Below are 21545 nucleotides of genomic sequence, written 5' to 3' on the forward strand. Positions count from 1 at the left end.
CCTCTTATTGTTCTGTCAGCGGACGCACACGTACGCCCTGTTCAAGGTGCGCCAGTTGCGCGGCGTCGCCGATACCAAAACCGATCTGGGTGACGGCCATGGCGGCAATCGCGGTGGCGGTGCGTAAGGTTTGTTCGGGCGTATCGGCACTGAGCAAACCGTGCAGCATGCCCGCCAGCAATGAATCCCCCGCACCGACAGTGCTGACCACGCTGACCTTGGGCGGCGTGGCGTGCATGGCCGAGCCGACACTGAACCAATTCACCCCGTCGGCACCGTCGGAAATCACCACGTGCTCGATACCATGTGCATGCAATCGGCTCGCCGCCTCGGCTTGGGCGCCCACGGAAACCACCTCGCAATCCAGTGCTTGCGCCAGTTCTTCGGTGTTGGGTTTGATCAGCCACGGGCCGGCCGCCAGACCTGTGCGCAAGGCTTCACCGCTGGTGTCGAGTGCAACCTTCAAACCGCGTTTTTTCAAGCGCTGAATCAACTCGCGCAACCACTGAGGGCTCACGCCACGGGGCAAACTACCGGCAATGACGACCGCGTCATGACCGGGGGCAATCTGGTCGAGACGGTCGAGCAAGGCCTGCTGCGCCGCTTCACTGACCCTCGGCCCCGGACCGTTGATGTCAGTGATACGCCCGTCGCTTTCTGCCAGTTTGATGTTGCTGCGGGTCTCGCCGGGGACGCGGACAAACGCGTCGATAAAACCGCGTTTGGCGAACAGGGTTTCGAACGCCTGAAGGTTGTCTGCCCCGAGAAAACCGCTGACGGTCAGCTGATGCCCGAGGTCGGCCAGCACCTGCGCCACGTTCACCCCTTTGCCGGCGGCGTGGGTGTGCATTTCGTCACTGCGGTTGACCTGACCGGGTGCAAGAATCGGCAACTGAACGGTGAGGTCCAGCGCCGGGTTAAGGGTCAGGGTTAAGATCTTGGCCATTACAGCGCCTCCACTAATGCGCGTACTTCGTTTGCGCTGCCCACGGCCAAGGCCTGTTGGGCAAGGGTTTGAGTCTGGGTCAGGCTGAGTTCACGAATGCGCGCCTTGACCTCGGCAATGCTGCGGCCCGACACGCTCAATTCATCCACACCCAGGCCCACCAGCACCGGCACCGCCAGCGGATCGGCCGCCAGTTCACCGCACACGCCGACCCACTTGCCATGAGCATGAGCCGCACGCACGGTGATGTCGATCAGTTGCAGCACCGCCGGATGCAAGCCGTCAGCCTGGGCCGACAAGGTTGGATGACCACGGTCGATGGCCAGGGTGTATTGCGTCAGGTCGTTGGTGCCGACGCTGAAGAAATCCACTTCCTTGGCCAGCACCGGCGCCAGCAAGGCGGCTGACGGTACTTCGATCATGATGCCTAGTTGCAGGTCCGCAACCGGGATTTCCAGGCGCAGACGTTCGGTCATATCCCGCGCCTGACGCCACTCATCGACGCTGCCAACCATCGGGAACATGATCCGCAACGGACGGTTATCGGCCGCACGCAGCAAGGCGCGCAACTGTGCTTCCATGACCTGCGGACGTTGCAGGGTCAGGCGAATGCCGCGCACCCCCAGAAACGGGTTTTCTTCTTTCGCGATCGGCCAGTACGGCAGTGGTTTGTCGCCACCGACGTCGAGGGTGCGCACCACCAACGGTCGACCGGCCAGGCCATCGAGCACGCGACGGTATTCGACTTCCTGAGTCGCCTCGTCTGGCGCTTGCGGGTGGGCCATGAAAATCAGTTCGGTACGCAGCAGGCCAATGCCTTCGGCCCCCTGCTCCACCGCACTGGTGACGCCAGCGCTTTCGCCGATATTGGCGAACACTTCCACCGCGTGGCCGTCGGTGGTCAGCGCCGGTTGATGGCGTTGTTCGGCGGCGGCTTTCAGGCGCAGTTCACGGGTGTCGCGCTCTTCGGTGGCGCGCTGCAAAGTCGCAGCATCGGCGTCCACGTGCAAGCGACCGCGTTGGCCATCGATCAACAGCGGCGTGCCCGGTTTCAGCAACAACACAGCAGCACCAGCGCCCACCAGCGCTGGAATACCGAGGGCACGAGCGACGATGGCGCTATGGGCGGTGGCGCCACCGCGAGCGGTGAGAATGCCGGCGACGCGCGCCGGATCAAGACGCGCAACGTCGGACGGGCCGACCTCGTCCATCACCAGAATGTATGGCTGCTCCGGCTCGGCCGGTGTCTCGACGCCACTCAATTGCGCCAGCACCCGACGGCCAATGTCGCGCAAGTCGGCGGCACGTTCGGCGAGCAAGGCGTCCTGTAGCGATTCCTGTTGTTTGGCCGCTGCTTCGATCACCGCCATCCACGCCGCTTCAGCGCTTTCACCTTGCTTGAGGCGGGTGTCGACTTCGTCGGTCAGTTCCGGGTCGTCGAGCATTTCCTGGTGGGTGATGAAAATCTCGCGAATGGCTTTGGCCTTGCTGCGCTCGATCAGGCCTTCGATGTCGCGACGCACATCCGCCAGCGCTTGCTTGAGACGTTCGCGCTCGATGGCGGCAGACTCGCCGCGCAACGGGTAATCGATGGCTTGCAGCACTTGAATATGTGCCGGGCCGATGGCGATCCCCGGCGCGGCGGCAATTGCCTGAATCAGGCTGCCGGAGTTTGGCGCGAGCAGTACTTCGGCGATATCAGCAATCACCTCGCGCTGTTGGCTCACCACGGGCAGCGGCTCGACTTCTTCACCGAGGCCTTCTTCGATGGCCGCCAGCAAGGCCGGCAAGGCATCGGCGGCGATGGTGGGCTCGGCGATGAATTCCAGCACCTGACCGCGACGGGCGCCCAGGCTGAGCAGTTTGCTCAAACTCTTCACCGACACCGCGCTGTCGTGGCCATCGACGATGCGCACGCGGATTTCGCCTTCAAAACTTTTCGCCAGTTGCGCGAGGATCTTCGCCGGGCGCGCATGCAAACCGTGGGCGTTGGCCAAGGCAATGCGTGCGCTCGGCCAATCCGCCGGCACTTCACCGCCAAGGACTTCCAGCACCGCACGGCTGCTGGTGGCGCGGCCCAATTCATGACCACGGCCTTCGATCAGCAACGCGCAAAGGCGTTCGAGCAATGCCTGATGGGCTTCACCTAGGCTGGCCAGGCAGAACAGACCGCTCAACGGCTGACCGAGGTAGCGCATGGGTTTGTCCGGGGTGACGAAGGCCAGGCCTGGACGCTTCACCGTTTGTTCGCTGTGCAGCCACCACAGGCCATCGCCCAACGGCAGCGCGTCGACCTGCTGCAAAATGCCGGCAAAACCGTTGCTCACGCAATCGGCCTGACGCAGCAAACGGGCACCGCGCCAGACCAGTTCTTCGAAATCATCGGCAGAAACACCGAGGCCGATCATTTGTGCGTCCAGCGCCAATTCTTGCGGCGCACCTTGCAACAGTTTCAACAAGGCTTCGGGGGAACTGGCGCGGCGCAACGCCTGGCCCAGATCGGTTTCACCGAGGGCGCGGGTCAGCAGTTGCAGCAGACGCAGGTGTTCATCGGATTTGGCGGCGATACCGATGGCCAGATACACAATCTGGCCATCGCCCCAGTCCACGCCATCAGGAAACTGCATCAGCCGAACGCCGGTGGCGAACACTTGATCGCGGGTTTGCGGGGTGCCGTGGGGGATGGCAATTCCTTGGCCTAGAAAGGTCGAGCCCTGGGCTTCCCGGGCCTGCAAGCCCGCAAGGTAACCGTCGGCCACCAGGCCATCGGTCACAAGTCGATCAGCGAGCAGTTGCAAGGCGGTGGCTTTATCCACAGCCGACTGGCCCATGGATATCTGCTCTATGGTGAGCTCGAGCATGCTTTCTCCTTTTTGGCGCCGAGTGACGCCAGGTATTGTTTTGATTGATTTCAGCTTAGGCGCTTGAAAACACCTTTTCAGGGGCAGTTTTGGCGGTTTCGCGGCAGAACCGTCCAAAGCGACCTATAACGTAGAAAATACGCCTGCTGAAACGTTTAATCTAGAATGTTAGGCACGTTACTCGATAATGTCTCATCCTTGAAGTCCAATTGTCGGATGTGCTGCGACAATGGTCGCCTGCCCGAATCGGGTAGGATTGGCAAAAATGTCGGGGCAAACTCGAACAAAAAAGGAAAACCCGGGTTGAAACTCAGTGATATTGCACAATTGGCCGGCGTCTCCGTGACCACCGCCAGTTATGTCATCAACGGCAAAGCCGAACAGCAACGCATCAGCAGCGCTACCGTCGAGCGCGTGCGTGCGGTGGTCGAACAGCACGGCTTCACGCCCAATCCCCAGGCTGCCGGACTGCGCAGTCGGCACACCCGCACCCTGGGCTTCATTCTGCCGGACCTGGAAAACCCCAGTTACGCACGAATCGCCAAGCTGCTGGAACAAGGCGCCCGGGCTCGCGGCTATCAGTTGCTGATCGCCAGCTCCGACGATGCGCCAGACAGTGAACGGCAATTGCTGCAACTGTTCCGCGCGCGCCGCTGCGATGCGTTGATTGTCGCCAGTTGCCTGCCGGCTGGCGACGACAGCTATCACCAGTTGCAGGCCAAAGGCATTCCGATCATCGCCATCGACCGGGTGATGGAACCCGAGCACTTCTGCTCGGTGATCAGCGACGACCGCGAAGCCAGTCTGCACCTGACCCGCAGCCTGCTGGACCCGCTACCCAAGCAGATCGCACTGATCGGCGCACGCCCCGAATTGAGTATCAGCCAGGAGCGGGCGGCGGGCTTCAAGGAAGCGCTGAACGGCTTCAAAGGCGAGGCACTGATTGAGCACGGCGAGTCGTTCAGCCGCGAGTGCGGCAAACAATTGATGGAAGAATTAATTCAGCGTCTGGGCCATTTGCCGGATGCGCTGGTGACCACGTCCTACGTGCTGCTTCAGGGCGTGTTCGATGCCTTGCACGACTTCCCGCTGAAAACCCGTCCGCTGCGCCTGGGCACCTTCGGTGATACGCAGTTGCTGGACTTCCTGCCGCTGCCGGTCAACGCCATGTCCCAGCAGCACCAACTGATCGCCGACAAAGCGCTGCAACTGGCGCTGGCGGCCATCGAACAGGCCGATTACCAACCCGGCGTGCAGGCCATCGCGCGGACGTTCAAGCAGCGTATTCATCAGGACTGAAACGTGGAACTGATCGACACCCACACTCATCTGGATTTTCCGGACTTCGACGAGGATCGTCAGGCGCTGCTGGCCGAGAGCCGCACCCTCGGCGTGCGGCGGATGGTGGTGCTGGGGGTTTATCAGGCCAATTGGCAGCGGGTCTGGGAGTTGGTGCAAAGCGATCCTGATTTGTACGCGGCGTTCGGTTTGCACCCGGTGTATCTGGATGACCATCGCCCTGAAGACTTGGCCGAACTCGGTGACTGGCTGACGCGATTAGCGGGCCATCGACAGTTATGCGCGGTGGGCGAGATCGGTCTGGATTACTTCATCGAAACCCTGGATCGTGAACGCCAGCAGGCGCTGTTCGACGCTCAACTGCAACTGGCGGCGGACTTCAATCTGCCGGCACTGATTCACGTGCGACGCAGCCATGCGGCGGTGATTGCTACGCTCAAACGGTTTCGCTTGAAGCGGGCGGGGATCATTCATGCCTTCGCCGGCAGCCAGGAAGAGGCTCGCGAATACATCAAGCTCGGGTTCAAACTCGGCCTCGGCGGCGCCGCAACCTGGCCGCAGGCTCTGCGCATGCACCGGGTGATCGCCACATTACCCCTTGAATCGGTGGTACTGGAAACCGACTCACCGGACATGGCTCCTGCCATGTTCCCCGGCCAGCGTAATAGCCCGAGCCATTTGCCGGCGATCTGCGAGGCACTGGCCGCCATCATGGCAGTCAGTCCCGAACGACTGGCCGCCGCCAGCACGGCTAACGCCTGCGAGTTGTTCAACTGGCGTTAGTCACCGCACACATCCCCTGTGGTGCGAGCTCTGTGGCGAGGGGGCTTGTCGGAACGCCGCATCGCCCCGTTCGGCTGCGAAGCAGTCGTAAATCCGGACAACCTGGTCTGTCTGGATGGGCGCCGGGGGCCGCTTCGCGACCCAACGGGGGCAAGCCCCCTCGCCACAAAAGCTCTCTCCCACATTTGTTTCGCGGTGCTTTTTAAACCCGGAACGCGCTGATCAATTGCTTGAGTTCCAACACCTGCGCCGACAACGCTCGGCTGGCATTTTCAGTCTGGTGCGCGCCGTCAGCGGTGCGCTCACCGGCGCGGTTGATCTCGACGATGTTCTGGTCGATGTCGTGAGCCACGGCAGTCTGCTGCTCTACCGCGGCGGCAATCTGTTGGTTCTGATCGACGATCATGCCGACCGCGCCGAGGATATTTTCCAGGGCCTGCTGGACCTTTTCCGACTGCCCCACCGTGCCATTGGCCATTTGATGGCTGGTGCCCATGGCCTTGACCGCTGCACCAACACCGCCGTGCAGCTTGGCGATCATCTGTTCGATTTCTTCGGTCGATTGCTGGGTGCGCTTGGCCAGGGTCCGGACCTCGTCCGCCACCACCGCAAAACCCCGGCCCTGCTCGCCCGCACGCGCGGCTTCGATGGCTGCGTTGAGAGCCAGCAGGTTGGTTTGCTCGGCAATGCTCTTGATCACTTCCAACACGCGGCTGATGGACTGACTGTCGCTGGCCAATTGATTGATCACCCGCACTGACTGATCGATCTCACTGGCAAGGGCTGCGATGCTGCACTGCTGGGACTCCACCAGCCCGCGACCACTGATGGTCTCGTCATTGACGCTGTGGGCGCTGCTGACAGCTGCAGAAGCACTGCGCGCCACCTCCAGCGAAGTGGCTGACATCTGGTTCATCGCCGTGGCGACCTGCTCGATTTGTGTCCGCTGCCCCGCCACCGCCTGATTGCTCTGGGCGGACACGCTCTCGACCTGGCCGGCCTGGCGCTCGACTTCACTGACGGTCTGGCCCACCCGCTCAATCAGGTCATGGATTTTTTTCACCGTGCCGGTGAACACCTCGCCCAACTCGCCCAGTTCATCGCGGCTGTTGGCGCTGAAGGTCACGGTCATGTCACCGGCCGCCACCTTGTCCATCACCGCGCCCAGACGCTTGAGAGTGGTGCGGGTCGAGGCGTAGAAACCGCCGTAGAGGTAAAAGATCAGCACAAACACCAGCGCCAGCGCCACCGCTTGCAAGACCATGTGGGTGCGGTGCTGCTCCAGGCGCTGCTGCAACTGGCTACCGAGAAACTTCAGGGTGGCTTCATTGAATTGGTAGGTCTGGTCCATCAGGCCCGTGACCTGATCGAAAAAGGCCTGCCATGGCGCATCGAGGGAATCGGCCATCACCACCTGTTCTTCGAACAGTTCACTGGCCTTTTTCAGGGAGGCCTTGCTGCTTTCGGCCTGAGCGACCAGCGTTTCGCGTGCGGCTTTACTGGAGCCCAGAGCATCCTGCAATTTCAGACCGTATTCGGCCTGGAGTTTTTCGATCTGCGCCAGCAACTCATCGAATCGGGTACTCGAGGCCGAATTGAGAAAGCCCAGCCCCAACGAGTAAGAACCCATCGCCCGGCCTTCGCCGAGCGTTTGGGTGACGGCCGGCGTGACGTTGGTAATGAGCTCACTCAACTGACGCATGTCGCTCTGGCTGTCGCGACTCAGGCCGGCCTGACTGGCAATGATCTGGCTGAAAATCTGCGCGTTGCCGAGCAATTTGCCAATCAGTGCACTTTTGCTTTGCAGGGAGTTTTCCCCTTGCTGGGCCTTGAACGCCGCGATCATTTCATCGCGCTTGCCATTGAAAAACGTGACTTGTTCCGGGTCAGTGGTCATCGCCACCAGCCCTTGCAAACGGGTCAGCACGCTTTGCTCCAGGGCACTGATGTTCGACTCGACGTGACCGGCCTTGCCGGACTGGCCGAGGGTGACGTTGATCTGTACCAGGTTGTTCAGGGTTTCCAGGTCCCGGCGCAGGCTCAGGCCGCTGCCCAGCAGGTCGAGGCTCTGCAGCTCGACCCGGGTGCCCTGGAATTCGCGATAGGAGTCGCGCACCAGATAGAAGTTGGTCACCAGCATCGGCACAAGGAACAGCACGCTGATCAGGCTGAACTTCATGCCGAAGCTCAGGCGGTTCATCAGCGCGACAGCGGGATAGAGCAAGCTCTTCACTGTGAAGTCTCCCTTCGATTTTTTATTTTTATTGGCAGGTGCGCAGATACAGCAGATAGCCACTATTGGCGCTGTCTCTGTATAGCCTAAATCGGAGGAAGGTTTTGTAACTTAAGGTTAACGACGGGGTACCGTTGTTGGAGCTGATGAGCCCCCCTGTGGCGAGGGGGCTTGCCCCCGTTCGGCTGCGAAGCAGTCGTAAATCCGGATAACTCGATCTGTCTGAACGGACCCTGGGGGCCGCTTCGCGACCCAACGGGGGCAAGCCCCCTCGCCACATGTGTTGTGGTTTACGACAACACCGTCCACAACGCAAACCCGGCGTACCAAAGCACCGCCGCGCGCAGCAGCAGCTCCCAGATCCGGTCCAGGCTGTTGATACCATCCGGCCCCACCACCGGCGCCGGGATTTCCCCGGCCACCAGCCCGACCTTCTCGATCAGTTGGGCGGCGCTGATGTTCCAGTTCAGCAGTTCATGCAGCATCACCCGGCTGACCGCGACAAAGTTGCCGACCAGCGCAAAACTCGCCGCCAGCAGCCGCACCGGCACCCAATCGAATGCGTGACGCAGTTGTGCCGCGCGCTCGACCACGGCCGGGTTCTGCCCGTACTCTTCGGCCAGCGCCAGCAGTCGATAGCTCAGGGCCGCGACCGGACCCAGCAGGAAGTACCAGAAGATCACCGCGAAAAAGCTCTGATAGGCCTCCCACAGCAGATGCCCTTCGACTCGCTCCAGCAGTTGCTCGCCACTGTCGGCGCAGATATCCAGATCGCGTTTGGCCACATGGGCGGCGGCTTGCAGGTCTTCCCGGCGCCAGGCGTCGCGAAACGGCCCCAGGCCAGTCAGTAGATCGCCACGGCCCAGACTGTAAATCACCACCAGCAGGTGCACCGGCAACGCCAACAAGCCGTAGGCCACCGGCTCCAGCACCACCAACAGCAACCCCAGCAGCGCCACCGGCAACAACACCAGCACCAGCAGTATCAACCACGGACGGCTCGTCATGCGGGGGTTGGCTTCAAGCTTGTTCAGTTCACGCACCCAGCCGCCATCACGTTGAACCTGATGGCGCAAGGCCGAGAACTTTTCGATCCATACCGCCAGCAGCAGCACCAGAAAACTCATTGTTGCTCCTTTTTTTCCAGAGCCGCGCGATAGCGTGCCCAGTCGAACGCCGGTCCCGGATCAGTCTTGCGTCCGGGTGCAATGTCGCTATGCCCGCAGATACGTTGCGCGGTGATGCCCGTGAAGGCGCTTTGCAGCTGTCGGGTCAGGGTCGTCAACGCCTGATATTGGGCGTCGGTGAACGGTAGATCATCCGTGCCTTCAAGCTCGATGCCCACGGAAAAATCATTACAAGTGTCCCGCCCTTCGAAACACGAGACGCCAGCGTGCCAGGCGCGCTCAAGACAAGAGACAAACTGAGTGACGGCGCCGTCACGTTCAATCAGAAAATGCGCTGATACCCGCAGGTCGGCGATCCCTGCAAAGTAGGGATGCTCCGTGACATCCAGACGATTCTGGAAAAATTCCTGCACCTTGCCGGTCAGAAACTGCGCGGGCGGCAGGCTGATGTTGTGGATCACCAGCAAGGAAATTTCGCCCTCGGGGCGCGCATTGAAGTTGGGCGAGGGGCATAAACGCACACCCTGACACCAACCGCTCGCGGGGTCCAACTGCATACAGGTTCCTTCAACGACGACTGTGTTGGCGCCCAGTATGCCGCGATAGACCCTCGACGCGCGATCACTTGCCGCGATTGAGACGCCGCAAGTTGCCGAGCACCGATTCCAGCGCCCGGTCGAACAGTAAAGTGTCGTCCAGCGTTCGCACCGCGCCACGCCGGAACTCCAGGGCCAGACCGGTACGGCTGTGTTCCTGCACCTTCATCCCGGTGCGGTTGACGAAGATGTACTTGCCGGTGGCTTCAATGATCGCCGCCAACTTGCAGCGCAGGGTATTTTCCTCGTCTTCCTGAAACTCCACCCAGCAGCCCGGACGCAGTTGATCGACCTGAAGCAGAGCAACATCGTCCTCATGAAAAAACACCGAGGCCGTAGCAACCGGGCCTTCGTCAGCGGTACGAAGCACGATTTCCTGCCGCACTTCAATCATCGCCGGCCCGTCAACACGCGTGCTTTTCAAGCTCGGACGCTCGAACAGTTGAACGTGCAAGGCTTCCAGCTCGCTGAAAAACTCGCTGGTGGCGAACGGGTCGAAGGCCGAGCTGCTCAACCCATCGCGCAATGACTTGAGCAACCCCGGCACCAACGCCAACAAGCGCAGATTCGCGTCAGGTTCGTCATGGCGCTGCACGCTCCAGATCAATTGCGCCATGGTCTGCACATCGGCGTGCCATTCGGCGGACTGATCACCGTGTTTGAGGCAAGTCAGCAACAGCACTTTGCTCCAGGCCTCCTGAACAAACGCCACCACGCGGCGCGGGAGAACCTTGCCCACCAACGCCTGGTTCAGCGCCTGCTCGACATGCTGGCGAGCCAGTTCGGTCCTGGCGCGGCCTTCTTCGGCGTCACGGGTGCGCTGTTCCAGTAATTCGCTGCGACGGCGCTCGTCACTGGTGAAGGCGAGAAAATCCGCCAGCAGTTCGGAAAAGATCGCAGGGTCATCGACAAAGTCGTTCAACAAGCGCTGCACCACCTGCTCGATGCGCAGGTACAGGCTGTCACGCTGATGGTCATCGCATTCGCCCCAGCCCATGGCCGCGGCGGCGATTTCGTTGAGCAAGCGCCGGGCGGGATGGCTGCTGCGGCTGAAAAAGCTCTTGTCGAGTACCGCGACTTTCAGCATCGGGATCTGCAAACGAGCGATCAGCGCCTTGAGGGAGTCCGGCAAATTGCGGTCATCGAGGATGCATTCGAAGAGCATGGCAATCAGGTTGATCACGTCTTCGTCGGCCACCCCGACCACGCGTGACCTGCCGCTTTTGACGCTGACCCGGGTCAGCAGTTGTTCGAGCTGATTACGCAGATCGAAGTCGTCCTGTACCGCCAGCGCCGGCACGTATTGCTGTAAGTGCGAGAGCAGGCGCAGCAGGTCGCGGGTAGAAATGGGTTGGGTCTGGGCACTGGCCTCCAGGGTCGGCGCGACGCTGCCACGCACGTGGAACAGCAACTCCTGCAAGGCGGCGAAGACCTCCTGCACGCCATCGTCCATCTGAGGGTTGCCAGAGTGCACGCCTGCCTCGGCGGCGTCGGCATGCACACTGGCGGCCGCCCGATCGGAGGCACGTCGCGCCGGAGCGGGTTTTAGGTCCGGCAGCACGCCGGTGGCGATCAGCAGTTGATTGGCTTCGGCGTAGAGCTGATCAGCGCTGCTGAGTACATAGCGCTCGAACAACTTAAGGATGATCAGCTTGACCTTGATCTCCATCCCCAGGTTGCGCCCGGCCTGCAAGAAATACTCGCAGAGCAGCGTCGGCCCCATGGGGTTGTGCCGTTCGATCAGCGACTTGCCCAGCAGCATGCTGAGTCGGGCCGTCAGTTGATCGAGGGCGAAACCGTCGCGGCTCAGCACTTTGCCGACCATGGCCTCCACCGCCACATTACGTTCCATGTCGTCATGGGGTAGCGGCGCCGAGGCATCGAAAGCCAATGCCGGGGGCAAGGCCGCTTGAAAGGTGTCGCGCTGGGTGAGGCCGATGAAAGCCTCGAAGAATTGCTCGAGAAAACCGCGTCTCGATGCTTTTACGCTTGAGGCGCAGATCGCGCATGGCTTCAAAGAAGATGTTTTGCTCGATGTCGTTGCGGGCCCGGTCGGCCATTTCGAACAGGGTGTCATCGGCGTTATCGAACAGCGCCTGCAAGCCCTCCTTGAGTTGTTGCGCGGCCTTGTCGCGAACCTGAAGCAGAATCACGGGCAGGCGGGCGAGCGGCGAGTGAGTCGCCTGGTCGGTAGCGGCCTTGTGCAAAGGCACTACATTCCCGTCATTGTGCATCCAAGCCTCCCTGAAACGGTGATTCTGTGGTTCGGTAAGAAAGATCGAGCGCGCAGGCTACACAGCCGGCGCTCAACGGGAACAGTCACCACCCGTTGTCATTCAATAATAAGGAATCCAAAGTTACGTCAAGGCTATGACGTCAAATGCAAGGCGGATTATCGATAAAAGACCTCTGTTGTGCCAGCAGACTCTGCGCTCCCCATGGAAATAGACGTTTAGAAAAGCCCCTTGCTTAGCATCGATTGCTCGCGTAAATCGACCAAATGCGGGCTTGCGAACGACGGGATGGTCGTTGATGCCTTGGGTTGCCTCGCACCAAGGCCCTATAATCGGGCCACTTTGTTTGTGGAGTCCGTTATGCCGAATCTACGTCTCGCCGATTTGACCGCCGAAATCGAAGCCAACGTGCGCCGTGCGTTGCTCGAGGACATCGGCAGCGGCGATATCACCGCGCAACTGATCCCGGCCGAACGCCTGGCCAAAGCCACCATCATCACCCGCGACGCCGCCATCATCTGCGGCACCGCGTGGGTCGATACTGTGTTTCGGCAGCTGGACCCGCGGGTTGCGGTGCATTGGCAGGTGAGCGACGGCGAGCGGGTAAAACCCAATCAGGTGCTATTCCACCTCGAAGGCCCGGCGCGCTCACTGCTCACCGGCGAACGTAGCGCGCTGAACTTCCTGCAACTGCTGTCCGGGGTAGCCACTCGCGCACAGTTCCTGGCCGACTTCGTCGCCGGCACTCAGGTGAAGTTGCTCGATACCCGCAAAACCCTGCCGGGGCTGCGTCTGGCCCAGAAATATGCCGTAACCTGCGGTGGCTGCCACAACCACCGCATCGGCCTGTATGACGCGTTCCTGATCAAGGAAAACCATATCGCCGCCTGCGGTGGCATCCCGCAAGCCATCCATGCTGCGCACAAGATCGCCCCGGGCAAACCGGTGGAGATTGAAGTGGAGAATCTGGCGGAGCTGAAAGAAGCCCTGGCGGCCGGTGCCGACATCATCATGCTCGATGAACTGAGCCTGGATGACATGCGCGAAGCCGTGCGCCTGAACGCCGGCAAGGCAAAACTGGAGGCCAGCGGCGGCGTCAACGAAAGCACGCTGCTGCCCATCGCCGAAACCGGGGTGGATTACATTTCGATTGGTGCGATGACCAAGGATGTGAAGGCTGTCGACCTGTCTATGCGTCTGAGCCTTTGATCGCGCTTGTTGAATGAAAAACGCCAGCCTTATGAAGGCTGGCGTTTTTGTCAGACCACCAGATTGTTCATCTCGCAGTACTCTTCCCACTCGACGCCCAATACCTCGGCCGCCTCCTTGTGCAGGGCCAGGCGCGCGGCCTCGTACTCTTCCGGGCTTGAGGTGTACTTGAGCGTCAGTTCCCACGGCTGCAAACCCTGGGCTTCTGCCTCATCCTCGAACGCCCACTGAATCTGGTCTTTCTGATCGTCGGCGGGCAGGTCCTTGATCTCTTCCATCAATTCGTGCGCGTCTAGCGCGTACTTTTTGAGGGCTTCTTCGTGTCTGGCTTCTTGGGTCAATTCTTTAACGGTCATGGCGTTCTCGCTGATCTGGGGAATGGAAGATGGATCTGGATCATCAAGGATCTCTCTGACGCAAAAAAACCGTTTTAAGCCCGGTTTGTCTGGCCTTCAGAACCATTCGGGATCATCTGAAAACTGCTGGGCGATGCTCATGCAGGCAACGAATATAGGACGTTTTGCCGATGATTTACACGAGTCTTTACATCCATTTCACAAAAAGCCACGCGCATAAGGTGCCAGAGTCCTTGGGAACATAAATCGAAATCCCAAGTCATAGCGATGTGCCATATCGGTACTTCACAAGGAACCCCAGTGATGCGCAGTTTTTCGAAGGTTTTGTCTACCCGGCTTGCCACCGCTACCCTGCTGCTCGGCAGCCTGACATTGGCCAGCGCGGCTCAAGCGGCTGTCGAAGTCACTTCTGACCCTGCGTTGTACTCCGACAAAATCTCTGCCCTCCACAATTCATTCGGTAAGGACACGCTCGTCAGAACCAGCCTCAGCATTGATGATCTGGAAGGCCTGCAAAAAACCGTGAAGGCCAATGCCAGCGAACTGGAAAGCCAGAAGCGCACCATCAGCGAGCAAGCCCGTCAGATCGAGGAACTCAAACGCAGCAGCGGTTCCAGCTCAAACTCCAGCAGCAAGGAGATTGACGATCTCAAGCGTACGGTCAATGAACAGGAACGCGATCTGAACAGCCTTGGCAAGCAAGTGGAAGAGCTAAAACGCAACAGCGGCTCCAGCTCAAGCTCGAACAACAGCGAAATTTCCAGTCTGAAACGGGAAATCAGTGATCAGGAGCGTGCGATGGATCAGCTCAAGCGCACCGTTGAAGATCTGAGCAGAAAGGTGAAATAAGCGAGGAGAGTGGTGCCCGAGACAGGAATCGAACCTGCGACCTTCGCGTTACGAGTGCGCTGCTCTACCGGCTGAGCTACACGGGCTGTGGGCTAAACCTAGCACCGGTCTCGAGGTCCGGCAACTTGTGGCGAGGGCGCTTGCTCCCGCTCGGCTGCGCAGCAGCCGTAAAACCGGTACACGCAGTGCGCCTGCCGTGATGCATCGGGGTCGCTTCGCAACCCGGCGGGAGCAAGCTCCCTCACCACTCCAAATTTCATGCTCAGCTTTTTTCCTGCACACAGCAAAACGCCCCGAACCAGTCGGGGCGTTTTGTTGTTCAGCGGTTAAGCGCAGGAGTAATTAAACGCCCGAAGCCTTGGCTGCTGCTACGTCTTTGATGGACAGCTTGATACGGCCACGGTTGTCCACGTCCAGTACCAGTACTTCCACTTCCTGGCCTTCTTTGAGGATGTCGGTCACTTTCTCAACGCGAGCGTCGCTCAGCATCGAGATGTGAACCAGACCGTCCTTGCCAGGCAGGATGTTGACGAATGCGCCGAAATCGACGATGCGCTCAACCTTGCCGACGTAGATCTTGCCGATTTCGGCTTCAGCGGTAATGCCCAGAACGCGCTGACGTGCAGCTTCAGCAGCTTCCTTGGTTTCGCCGAAGATCTTGATCGAGCCGTCGTCTTCGATGTCGATCGAAGCCTTGGTCTCTTCACAGATCGCACGAATGGTCGCGCCGCCTTTACCGATGACATCACGGATTTTGTCGGTGTCGATTTTCATCGCGATCATGGTCGGAGCGTTTTCCGACAGTTCGGTACGCGACTGGCCAATGATCTGGTTCATCTGACCGAGGATGTTCAGGCGCGCTTCCAGGGCTTGGCCCAGAGCGATTTCCATGATTTCTTCGGTGATGCCTTTGATCTTGATGTCCATCTGCAGCGCGGTAACACCTTTGGCGGTACCGGCTACTTTGAAGTCCATGTCGCCCAAGTGGTCTTCGTCACCCAGGATGTCGGTCAGGACGGCGAATTTCTCGCCTTCTTTAACCAGACCCATGGCGATACCGGCAACCGGTGCCTTCATCGGTACACCGGCGTCCATCAGAGCCAGCGAAGCGCCGCAGACCGAAGCCATGGAGCTCGAACCGTTGGATTCGGTGATTTCCGACACTACACGGATGGTGTACGGGAACACGTCGGCAGCAGGCAGCATGGCCTGAACCGAACGGCGGGCCAGACGGCCGTGACCGATTTCGCGACGACCAGCGCCACCCATGCGACCACACTCGCCCACCGAGAACGGAGGGAAGTTGTAGTGCAGCATGAACGGGTCTTTTTTCTCGCCTTCCAGGGTATCCAGCAGTTGTGCGTCACGGGCGGTGCCCAGCGTTGCAACAACCAGAGCCTGGGTTTCGCCACGGGTGAACAATGCCGAACCGTGGGTCTTCGGCAGAACACCAACTTCGATGTTCAGCGGACGAACGGTACGGGTGTCGCGGCCGTCGATACGTGGCTTGCCGTTAACGATGTTTTCGCGAACGGTGCGGTATTCGATTTCGCCGAAAGCCGCTTTGACTTCAGCGGAAGTCGGTTGGCCTTCTTCACCGGACAGCTTGGCAACCACCTGGTCTTTCAGTTCGCCCAGGCGAGCGTAACGGTCGGCCTTGATGGTGATGGTGTAAGCCTGGGAGATCGCATCGCCGAACTCGGCACGGATAGCGCCCAGCAGTGCGGTGGCTTCTGGCTGAGCAGCCCAGGTCCAGGTCGGTTTGGCGGCTTCAGCGGCCAGTTCTTTAACGGCGTTGATCACCACCTGGAACTCGTCGTGAGCAAACAGTACCGCGCCCAGCATCTGGTCTTCGGTCAGCTCTTTGGCTTCCGATTCAACCATCAGAACGGCTTCCGAAGTACCGGCAACGACCATGTCCAGGCTCGATGCTTTCAGCTGTTCGTAAGTCGGGTTCAGCAGGTAGCCGGTGCTTTCGTGGAACGCAACGCGGGCAGCGCCGATCGGGCCATCGAAAGGAATGCCGGAGATGGCCAGCGCAGCCGAGGTACCGATCATCGCAGCGATGTCCGGATCGGTCTTCTTGCTGGTGGAAACGACGGTGCAGACAACCTGCACTTCGTTCATGAAGCCTTCCGGGAACAGCGGACGGATCGGACGGTCGATCAGTCGGGAAGTCAGGGTTTCTTTCTCGGAAGGACGGCCTTCACGCTTGAAGAAACCGCCAGGGATCTTACCGGCAGCGTAAGTCTTTTCCTGGTAGTGAACGGACAGAGGGAAGAAGCCCTTGCCTGGGTCGGCTTGTTTGGCACCGACTACAGTCACCAATACGCTGACGTCATCGTCAACGGTGACCAATACTGCGCCGGAGGCCTGACGGGCGATACGGCCAGTCTCGAGGGTAACGGTCGACTGACCGAACTGGAATTTTTTGATTACCGGGTTCACGGTGTCCTACCTTCTTAGTGGCTCTTGGGGGAACTTGTCTTCTTGCGAAATTCTTGGGCAATGCCGGGAATCGGCCCGACGTTCATTGTCCAGGGTAAAACTGTTGTCCAGATAAAACTTGAGGCTGGAAGCCTGCCATGTGCCTGCGGGAAACCCGCTGGCGCACGACAGACAACCAACCTCTAGCGCAATCGCTTATTAGCGACGCAGACCCAGGCGAGCGATCAGAGCGCTGTAACGGCTCACGTCCTTGCCTTTCAGGTAGTCCAGCAGCTTACGACGCTGGTTAACCATGCGGATCAGACCACGACGGGAGTGGTGATCTTTACCGTTGGCCTTGAAGTGACCTTGCAGTTTGTTGATGTTGGCGGTCAGCAGTGCAACTTGCACTTCTGGCGAACCAGTGTCACCAACAGCTTGCTGGTAGTCAGCTACGATTTGAGCTTTTTCTTGAACGTCGAGAGCCATGAGGCAATCCTTTTATCAGGAAACTGTTTCAGAAAAACAGTTTCAACAGGCCAGGGACAAATCCCTGTATCTAAAAATGAGTAGTGACCGTGCCTGTTAACAGCCACCCTCGTTCGGTCATTCTGACCGAATCAGTCGACGTGGCGCGATGCGCCCGTCTTCGCTCACTTCACCGATACCGATGAAGCGACCATTGTGATCCTGTACCCGTACCATGCCGAACTTCGGTGCATCCGGGGCGCGTACCGGTTGGCCGTTGAGCCAGTAGAACGCGCTGTGCTCCGAGAAATGCAACAGCGGCCAATCCAGCAGGCCGCTGTCCGATGGCATCAGGAAGCGGTCGACCGCTTCGTTGCCGCCTTCGGCATGTACTGCTTCCAGCTCTTCCAGGGTGACGGTCTGTGCAAGCGTGAAAGGCCCGGCCTGGGTACGTCGCAATTCAGCCACGTAAGCGCCACAACCGAGTTGCTCACCGATATCCTCCACCAGGGTGCGGATATAGGTGCCTTTGCTGCAATCCACTGCAAGTCGCGCAGTATCACCCTCAAAGGCCAATAATTCCAAGCGCGCAATAGTAACAGAACGCGGTTCGCGCTCCACTACCTCGCCTGCACGGGCCAGCTTGTACAGCGGCTGGCCGTCGCGCTTGAGCGCCGAGTACATCGGCGGTATCTGACTGATTTGCCCACGAAATTTCGGCAGCACAGCTTCGATATCGGCGCGACCAACGGTCACCGGGCGTTCCTGCAAAACTTCACCTTCGGCATCGGCCGTGGTGGTGGTCTTGCCCAGTTGCGCCAGGGTTTCATAACCCTTGTCGGAATCGAGCAGGTATTGCGAGAACTTGGTGGCTTCGCCGAAGCACAACGGCAGCACACCGGTGGCCAGCGGATCGAGACTGCCGGTATGCCCGGCTTTCTCGGCGTTGAGCAACCAGCGGACCTTCTGCAACGCCGCGTTGGAAGTGAAACCCAGCGGCTTGTCGAGCAGGATGATGCCGCTGACGTTACGACGGATACGTTTGACCTGAGCCACCGATTACTCCTTGGCGTCTTCGGGTTCAGCCGCTACCGGGTGCTGATTGTCTTCAGCCACCGCACGCTCGATCAGGGCCGAAAGGTGCGCGCCACGCACGACGCTTTCGTCGTAGTGGAAGTGCAACTGCGGGACGCTGCGCAACTTCATTTCGCGGGCCAACTGCATGCGCAGGAAACCGGCGGCGGAGTTGAGCACCTTGATGCTTTGCGCGATGTCTTCGGCATTGTCCTGCCCCATCACGGTGATGAAAATCTTGGCGTGACCGACGTCACGGCTGACTTCAACAGCGGTAATAGTGACCAGGCCGACGCGCGGGTCTTTGACTTCACGACGGATCAGCTGTGCCAGCTCACGCTGCATCTGATCGCCGATACGTTGGGTACGGCTATATTCTTTTGCCATGTCTTGTTACCTGTTACTGCCCCACGGTGAAACCCGAGGGGTCTGAAAGCGGCAAACGCCCGGCCTGACAGAAGCCAGACCGGGCGTTGCGTTTAGAGTCCGGACGTTGCGCCGCGCATCTGCATGCGGCGGCTCATCGTGGCCCTTGAAGTGCGCGAGTCAGAGGCTGCGAGCAACCTGAACCTTCTCGAAGACTTCGATCTTGTCACCGACTTTAACGTCGTTGTAGCTCTTCACGCCGATACCGCATTCCATGCCGGCACGTACTTCGGAAGCGTCATCCTTGAAGCGGCGCAGGGATTCCAGCTCGCCTTCGAAGATAACGATGTCTTCACGCAGTACACGGATTGGACGGTTACGGTGAACAACACCTTCGATAACCATGCAGCCGGCGATCGCGCCAAACTTCGGCGAACGGAACACGTCACGCACTTCAGCGGTACCCAGGATGTTCTCGCGAACATCGCTGCCCAGCATACCGGTGAGGGCTTTCTTGACGTCTTCGATGATGTCGTAGATCACGTTGTAGTAACGCATATCCAGACCTTCCTGCTCGACGATCTTGCGAGCGCCGGCATCGGCACGCACGTTGAAACCGAACAGTACAGCGTTGGAAGCCAGTGCCAGGTTGGCGTCGGACTCGGTGATACCACCGACACCGCCACCGACCACACGTACTTGCACTTCGTCGTTACCCAGGCCGTTCAAGGCGCCGTTCAACGCTTCCAGCGAACCACGGACGTCGGATTTGAGGACGATGTTGAGCGTCTTCTTCTCTTCCTGCCCCATGTTCTCGAAGATGTTTTCGAGCTTGCCGGCGTGAGCACGGGCCAGTTTGACTTCGCGGAACTTGCCTTGACGGAACAGAGCCACTTCACGGGCTTTCTTCTCGTCGGCAACAACGCTCATCTCGTCGCCAGCGTCCGGGGTACCGTCCAGGCCGAGAATCTCGACAGGGATGGAAGGACCGGCGTCCTTGATTGGCTTGCCGTTCTCGTCGAGCATGGCGCGAACGCGGCCATAGTTCGAACCGACCAGCACCATGTCGCCCTGGCGCAGGGTACCGTCTTGAACCAGAACGGTTGCAACCGGGCCACGACCTTTGTCGAGACGCGATTCAACCACAACGCCACGGCCAGGAGCCGAAGGTGTCGCTTTCAGTTCAAGAACTTCAGCTTGCAGCAGAACGGCTTCGAGCAACTCGTCCACGCCAGTACCGACTTTCGCCGAAACCGATACGAACGGGGTGTCGCCGCCCCACTCTTCCGAAGTCACGCCGTGAACCGACAGTTCGCTACGGATGCGATCGAGATCGGCGCCCGGCTTGTCGATTTTGTTCACTGCAACGACCAGCGGAACACCAGCAGCCTTGGCGTGCTGAACGGCTTCAACGGTCTGCGGCATTACGCCGTCGTCCGCTGCAACCACCAGGATCACGATGTCGGTCGCCTTGGCACCACGGGCACGCATGGCGGTAAACGCGGCGTGACCAGGGGTGTCGAGGAAGGTGACCATGCCGCGTTCGGTTTCAACGTGGTACGCACCGATGTGCTGGGTGATACCACCGGCTTCGCCAGCAGCCACCTTGGCACGACGGATGTAGTCGAGCAGCGAGGTCTTACCGTGGTCAACGTGGCCCATTACGGTCACAACCGGTGCACGGGAGAACGTTTCGCCTTCAAACTTCAGGGACTCGGCCAGGGAATCTTCCAGGGCGGTGTCGCTGACCAGGGTCACTTTGTGGCCCAACTCTTCGGCAACCAGTTGGGCAGTTTCCTGATCCAGTACCTGGTTGATGGTCGCTGGAGTACCCAGTTTGAACATGAACTTGATGATTTCAGCTGCCTTGACCGACATCTGCTGGGCGAGATCGCCAACAGTGATGGTCTCGCCGATCTTCACTTCGCGCACAACAGGGCCGGTTGGGCTCTGGAAACCGTGGGCGTTGCGTTTCTTCAGCTTGGCCTTGCCGCGACCACCACGACGGAAGCCATCGCTTTCTTCGTCGGTAGTACGTGGCGCAACGCGTGGAGCAGGCGCTTTTTCCTTGACCGAAGCACGATGCGGAGCGTTTTTGCGCTCGCCATCGCCACTGCCACGACGATTGCTATCGTCGGCACGTGGTTTGTCCGGACGACGCTGCTCATCGCGTTTGCGGGTATCGGCCGCAGGTGCCGGTGCAGCAGCCATGACCGGGGCGCTTTCACGCACAGGCTCGGCAACCGCAACAGGTGCTGCAACAGCTTCGACAGTAGCGGTTGGCGCAGCAGCAGGCTGGCGACGCGCTTCTTCTTCGGCGCGACGCTTGGCTTCTTCTTCAGCCTTCTGACGTGCAGCATTTTCTACTGCGCGACGCTCTTCCAGTTCGCGCTTGCGCTCGGCTTCGATTTCTTCCGGGCTGCGTTGTACGAAGACTTTCTTCTTGCGTACTTCAACGCTGATGCTTTTGCTGCCAGCAACACGCAGGGTGCTGGTGGTTTTACGCTGCAGCGTGATCTTGCGTGGTTCTTCCACTTTCGCCTTGTGGCTGCTTTTCAAGTGAGTCAGCAAAGATTGCTTCTCACTGTCAGTCACATGTTCTTCGGCGGCGGTGTGCGGCAGACCTGCCTCACGCATCTGCTGCAACAGGCGCTCTACCGGTGTTTTGACCTCATCGGCCAGTTGTTTCACCGTGACTTGCGTCATGCACTTCTCTC

At 59.7% G+C, this 21545-nt stretch carries 15 protein-coding genes, 1 tRNA gene and 2 pseudogenes; 4 read left to right on the top strand and 14 right to left on the bottom strand.

Features of this window, described 5'->3' with window-relative positions; translation table 11 throughout:
• Nucleotides 1-4: 4 nt before the first annotated feature.
• Together pfkB and ptsP are read right to left on the bottom strand one after the other, a co-directional pair.
• Nucleotides 5-946 (bottom strand): 1-phosphofructokinase, encoded by a 942-nt coding sequence (pfkB, locus tag ACZ9BB_RS20110; protein ID WP_476215641.1) that lies wholly within the window; start codon nucleotides 944-946, stop codon nucleotides 5-7.
• Nucleotides 946-3807 (bottom strand): phosphoenolpyruvate--protein phosphotransferase, encoded by a 2862-nt coding sequence (gene ptsP / locus ACZ9BB_RS20115; RefSeq protein WP_476215643.1) that lies wholly within the window; start codon nucleotides 3805-3807, stop codon nucleotides 946-948. The genes pfkB and ptsP overlap by 1 nt, the downstream gene beginning before the upstream one ends.
• 303 nt (nucleotides 3808-4110) lie before the next feature.
• Between ptsP and cra the strand changes: the two genes are divergently transcribed.
• Together cra and ACZ9BB_RS20125 are read left to right on the top strand one after the other, a co-directional pair.
• Nucleotides 4111-5106 (top strand): catabolite repressor/activator, encoded by a 996-nt coding sequence (cra, locus tag ACZ9BB_RS20120; RefSeq protein WP_476215645.1) that lies wholly within the window; start codon nucleotides 4111-4113, stop codon nucleotides 5104-5106.
• Nucleotides 5107-5109: 3 nt separating this feature from the next.
• Nucleotides 5110-5889: a TatD family hydrolase gene (locus ACZ9BB_RS20125; RefSeq protein WP_476215646.1), complete on the top strand. Its 780-nt coding sequence runs from the start codon at nucleotides 5110-5112 to the stop codon at nucleotides 5887-5889.
• Nucleotides 5890-6091: 202 nt separating this feature from the next.
• Here the strand turns inward: ACZ9BB_RS20125 and ACZ9BB_RS20130 are convergent, their stop codons facing one another.
• The 5 genes and pseudogenes from ACZ9BB_RS20130 to ACZ9BB_RS20150 form a co-directional block, all read right to left on the bottom strand.
• Nucleotides 6092-7021: a methyl-accepting chemotaxis protein gene (locus ACZ9BB_RS20130; RefSeq protein WP_476218362.1), complete on the bottom strand. Its 930-nt coding sequence runs from the start codon at nucleotides 7019-7021 to the stop codon at nucleotides 6092-6094.
• Nucleotides 6998-8089, bottom strand: a pseudogene (locus tag ACZ9BB_RS20135) (methyl-accepting chemotaxis protein); the annotation flags it as partial. The pseudogene ACZ9BB_RS20135 and the gene ACZ9BB_RS20130, both read right to left, overlap by 24 nt.
• 323 nt (nucleotides 8090-8412) lie before the next feature.
• Nucleotides 8413-9249 carry a regulatory signaling modulator protein AmpE gene (ampE, locus tag ACZ9BB_RS20140; RefSeq protein WP_476215648.1) on the bottom strand — a complete coding sequence of 279 codons (837 nt, stop codon included), beginning with the start codon at nucleotides 9247-9249 and terminating at the stop codon, nucleotides 8413-8415.
• Entirely contained in the window at nucleotides 9246-9806 is a 561-nt protein-coding gene (ampD, locus tag ACZ9BB_RS20145; RefSeq protein WP_476215650.1) for a 1,6-anhydro-N-acetylmuramyl-L-alanine amidase AmpD, read from the bottom strand. The genes ampE and ampD overlap by 4 nt, the downstream gene beginning before the upstream one ends.
• A 64-nt stretch (nucleotides 9807-9870) precedes the next feature.
• Nucleotides 9871-12079 (bottom strand): annotated as a pseudogene (locus tag ACZ9BB_RS20150) (DUF1631 domain-containing protein).
• A gap of 360 nt (nucleotides 12080-12439) precedes the next feature.
• Here ACZ9BB_RS20150 and nadC point away from each other — a divergent pair.
• Nucleotides 12440-13288 (top strand): carboxylating nicotinate-nucleotide diphosphorylase, encoded by an 849-nt coding sequence (nadC, locus tag ACZ9BB_RS20155; protein WP_476215652.1) that lies wholly within the window; start codon nucleotides 12440-12442, stop codon nucleotides 13286-13288.
• 50 nt (nucleotides 13289-13338) lie between these two features.
• Here the strand turns inward: nadC and ACZ9BB_RS20160 are convergent, their stop codons facing one another.
• Nucleotides 13339-13644 carry a DUF6388 family protein gene (locus ACZ9BB_RS20160; RefSeq protein ID WP_008009657.1) on the bottom strand — a complete coding sequence of 102 codons (306 nt, stop codon included), beginning with the start codon at nucleotides 13642-13644 and terminating at the stop codon, nucleotides 13339-13341.
• A gap of 303 nt (nucleotides 13645-13947) precedes the next feature.
• On the opposite strand from ACZ9BB_RS20160, the gene ACZ9BB_RS20165 reads away from it, so the two are divergent.
• The gene (locus tag ACZ9BB_RS20165; RefSeq protein WP_476215654.1) at nucleotides 13948-14493 is read left to right on the top strand and encodes a hypothetical protein; all 546 of its coding nucleotides are present in this window, start codon (nucleotides 13948-13950) and stop codon (nucleotides 14491-14493) included.
• Between the two features lie 10 nt (nucleotides 14494-14503).
• Here ACZ9BB_RS20165 and ACZ9BB_RS20170 read toward each other — a convergent pair.
• The 6 genes from ACZ9BB_RS20170 to infB form a co-directional block, all read right to left on the bottom strand.
• Nucleotides 14504-14579: transfer RNA gene (locus ACZ9BB_RS20170), tRNA-Thr, on the bottom strand.
• A gap of 256 nt (nucleotides 14580-14835) precedes the next feature.
• A complete protein-coding gene (gene pnp / locus ACZ9BB_RS20175; RefSeq protein WP_476215656.1) occupies nucleotides 14836-16941 on the bottom strand; it encodes a polyribonucleotide nucleotidyltransferase in 2106 nt (701 codons plus the stop codon).
• A 198-nt stretch (nucleotides 16942-17139) separates the two neighbouring features.
• Nucleotides 17140-17409: a 30S ribosomal protein S15 gene (gene rpsO, locus ACZ9BB_RS20180; protein WP_011332409.1), complete on the bottom strand. Its 270-nt coding sequence runs from the start codon at nucleotides 17407-17409 to the stop codon at nucleotides 17140-17142.
• Nucleotides 17410-17526: 117 nt separating this feature from the next.
• Complete coding sequence (gene truB / locus ACZ9BB_RS20185; protein WP_454184867.1) at nucleotides 17527-18444, bottom strand: tRNA pseudouridine(55) synthase TruB; 918 nt, start codon at nucleotides 18442-18444, stop codon at nucleotides 17527-17529.
• Between the two features lie 3 nt (nucleotides 18445-18447).
• On the bottom strand, nucleotides 18448-18849 hold the full coding sequence (gene rbfA, locus ACZ9BB_RS20190) for a 30S ribosome-binding factor RbfA (RefSeq protein WP_007942872.1): 402 nt from the start codon (nucleotides 18847-18849) through the stop codon (nucleotides 18448-18450).
• Nucleotides 18850-19008: 159 nt separating this feature from the next.
• Nucleotides 19009-21534 (bottom strand): translation initiation factor IF-2, encoded by a 2526-nt coding sequence (gene infB, locus ACZ9BB_RS20195; protein ID WP_476215659.1) that lies wholly within the window; start codon nucleotides 21532-21534, stop codon nucleotides 19009-19011.
• Nucleotides 21535-21545 lie beyond the last annotated feature (11 nt).

The organism is Pseudomonas sp. TE3552 (assembly GCF_056278945.1).

Bases quoted from the DNA above. Each gene is read 5' to 3' on its own strand.
- ACZ9BB_RS20160 (WP_008009657.1), bottom strand. From the start codon at position 13,644: ATGACCGTTAAAGAATTGACCCAAGAAGCCAGACACGAAGAAGCCCTC.
- rpsO (WP_011332409.1), bottom strand. From the start codon at position 17,409: ATGGCTCTCGACGTTCAAGAAAAAGCTCAAATCGTAGCTGACTACCAG.
- ptsP (WP_476215643.1), bottom strand. From the start codon at position 3,807: ATGCTCGAGCTCACCATAGAGCAGATATCCATGGGCCAGTCGGCTGTG.
- ampD (WP_476215650.1), bottom strand. From the start codon at position 9,806: ATGCAGTTGGACCCCGCGAGCGGTTGGTGTCAGGGTGTGCGTTTATGC.
- ACZ9BB_RS20130 (WP_476218362.1), bottom strand. From the start codon at position 7,021: ATGACCGTGACCTTCAGCGCCAACAGCCGCGATGAACTGGGCGAGTTG.
- ACZ9BB_RS20165 (WP_476215654.1), top strand. From the start codon at position 13,948: ATGCGCAGTTTTTCGAAGGTTTTGTCTACCCGGCTTGCCACCGCTACC.
- infB (WP_476215659.1), bottom strand. From the start codon at position 21,534: ATGACGCAAGTCACGGTGAAACAACTGGCCGATGAGGTCAAAACACCG.
- rbfA (WP_007942872.1), bottom strand. From the start codon at position 18,849: ATGGCAAAAGAATATAGCCGTACCCAACGTATCGGCGATCAGATGCAG.
- pfkB (WP_476215641.1), bottom strand. From the start codon at position 946: ATGGCCAAGATCTTAACCCTGACCCTTAACCCGGCGCTGGACCTCACC.
- ampE (WP_476215648.1), bottom strand. From the start codon at position 9,249: ATGAGTTTTCTGGTGCTGCTGCTGGCGGTATGGATCGAAAAGTTCTCG.
- nadC (WP_476215652.1), top strand. From the start codon at position 12,440: ATGCCGAATCTACGTCTCGCCGATTTGACCGCCGAAATCGAAGCCAAC.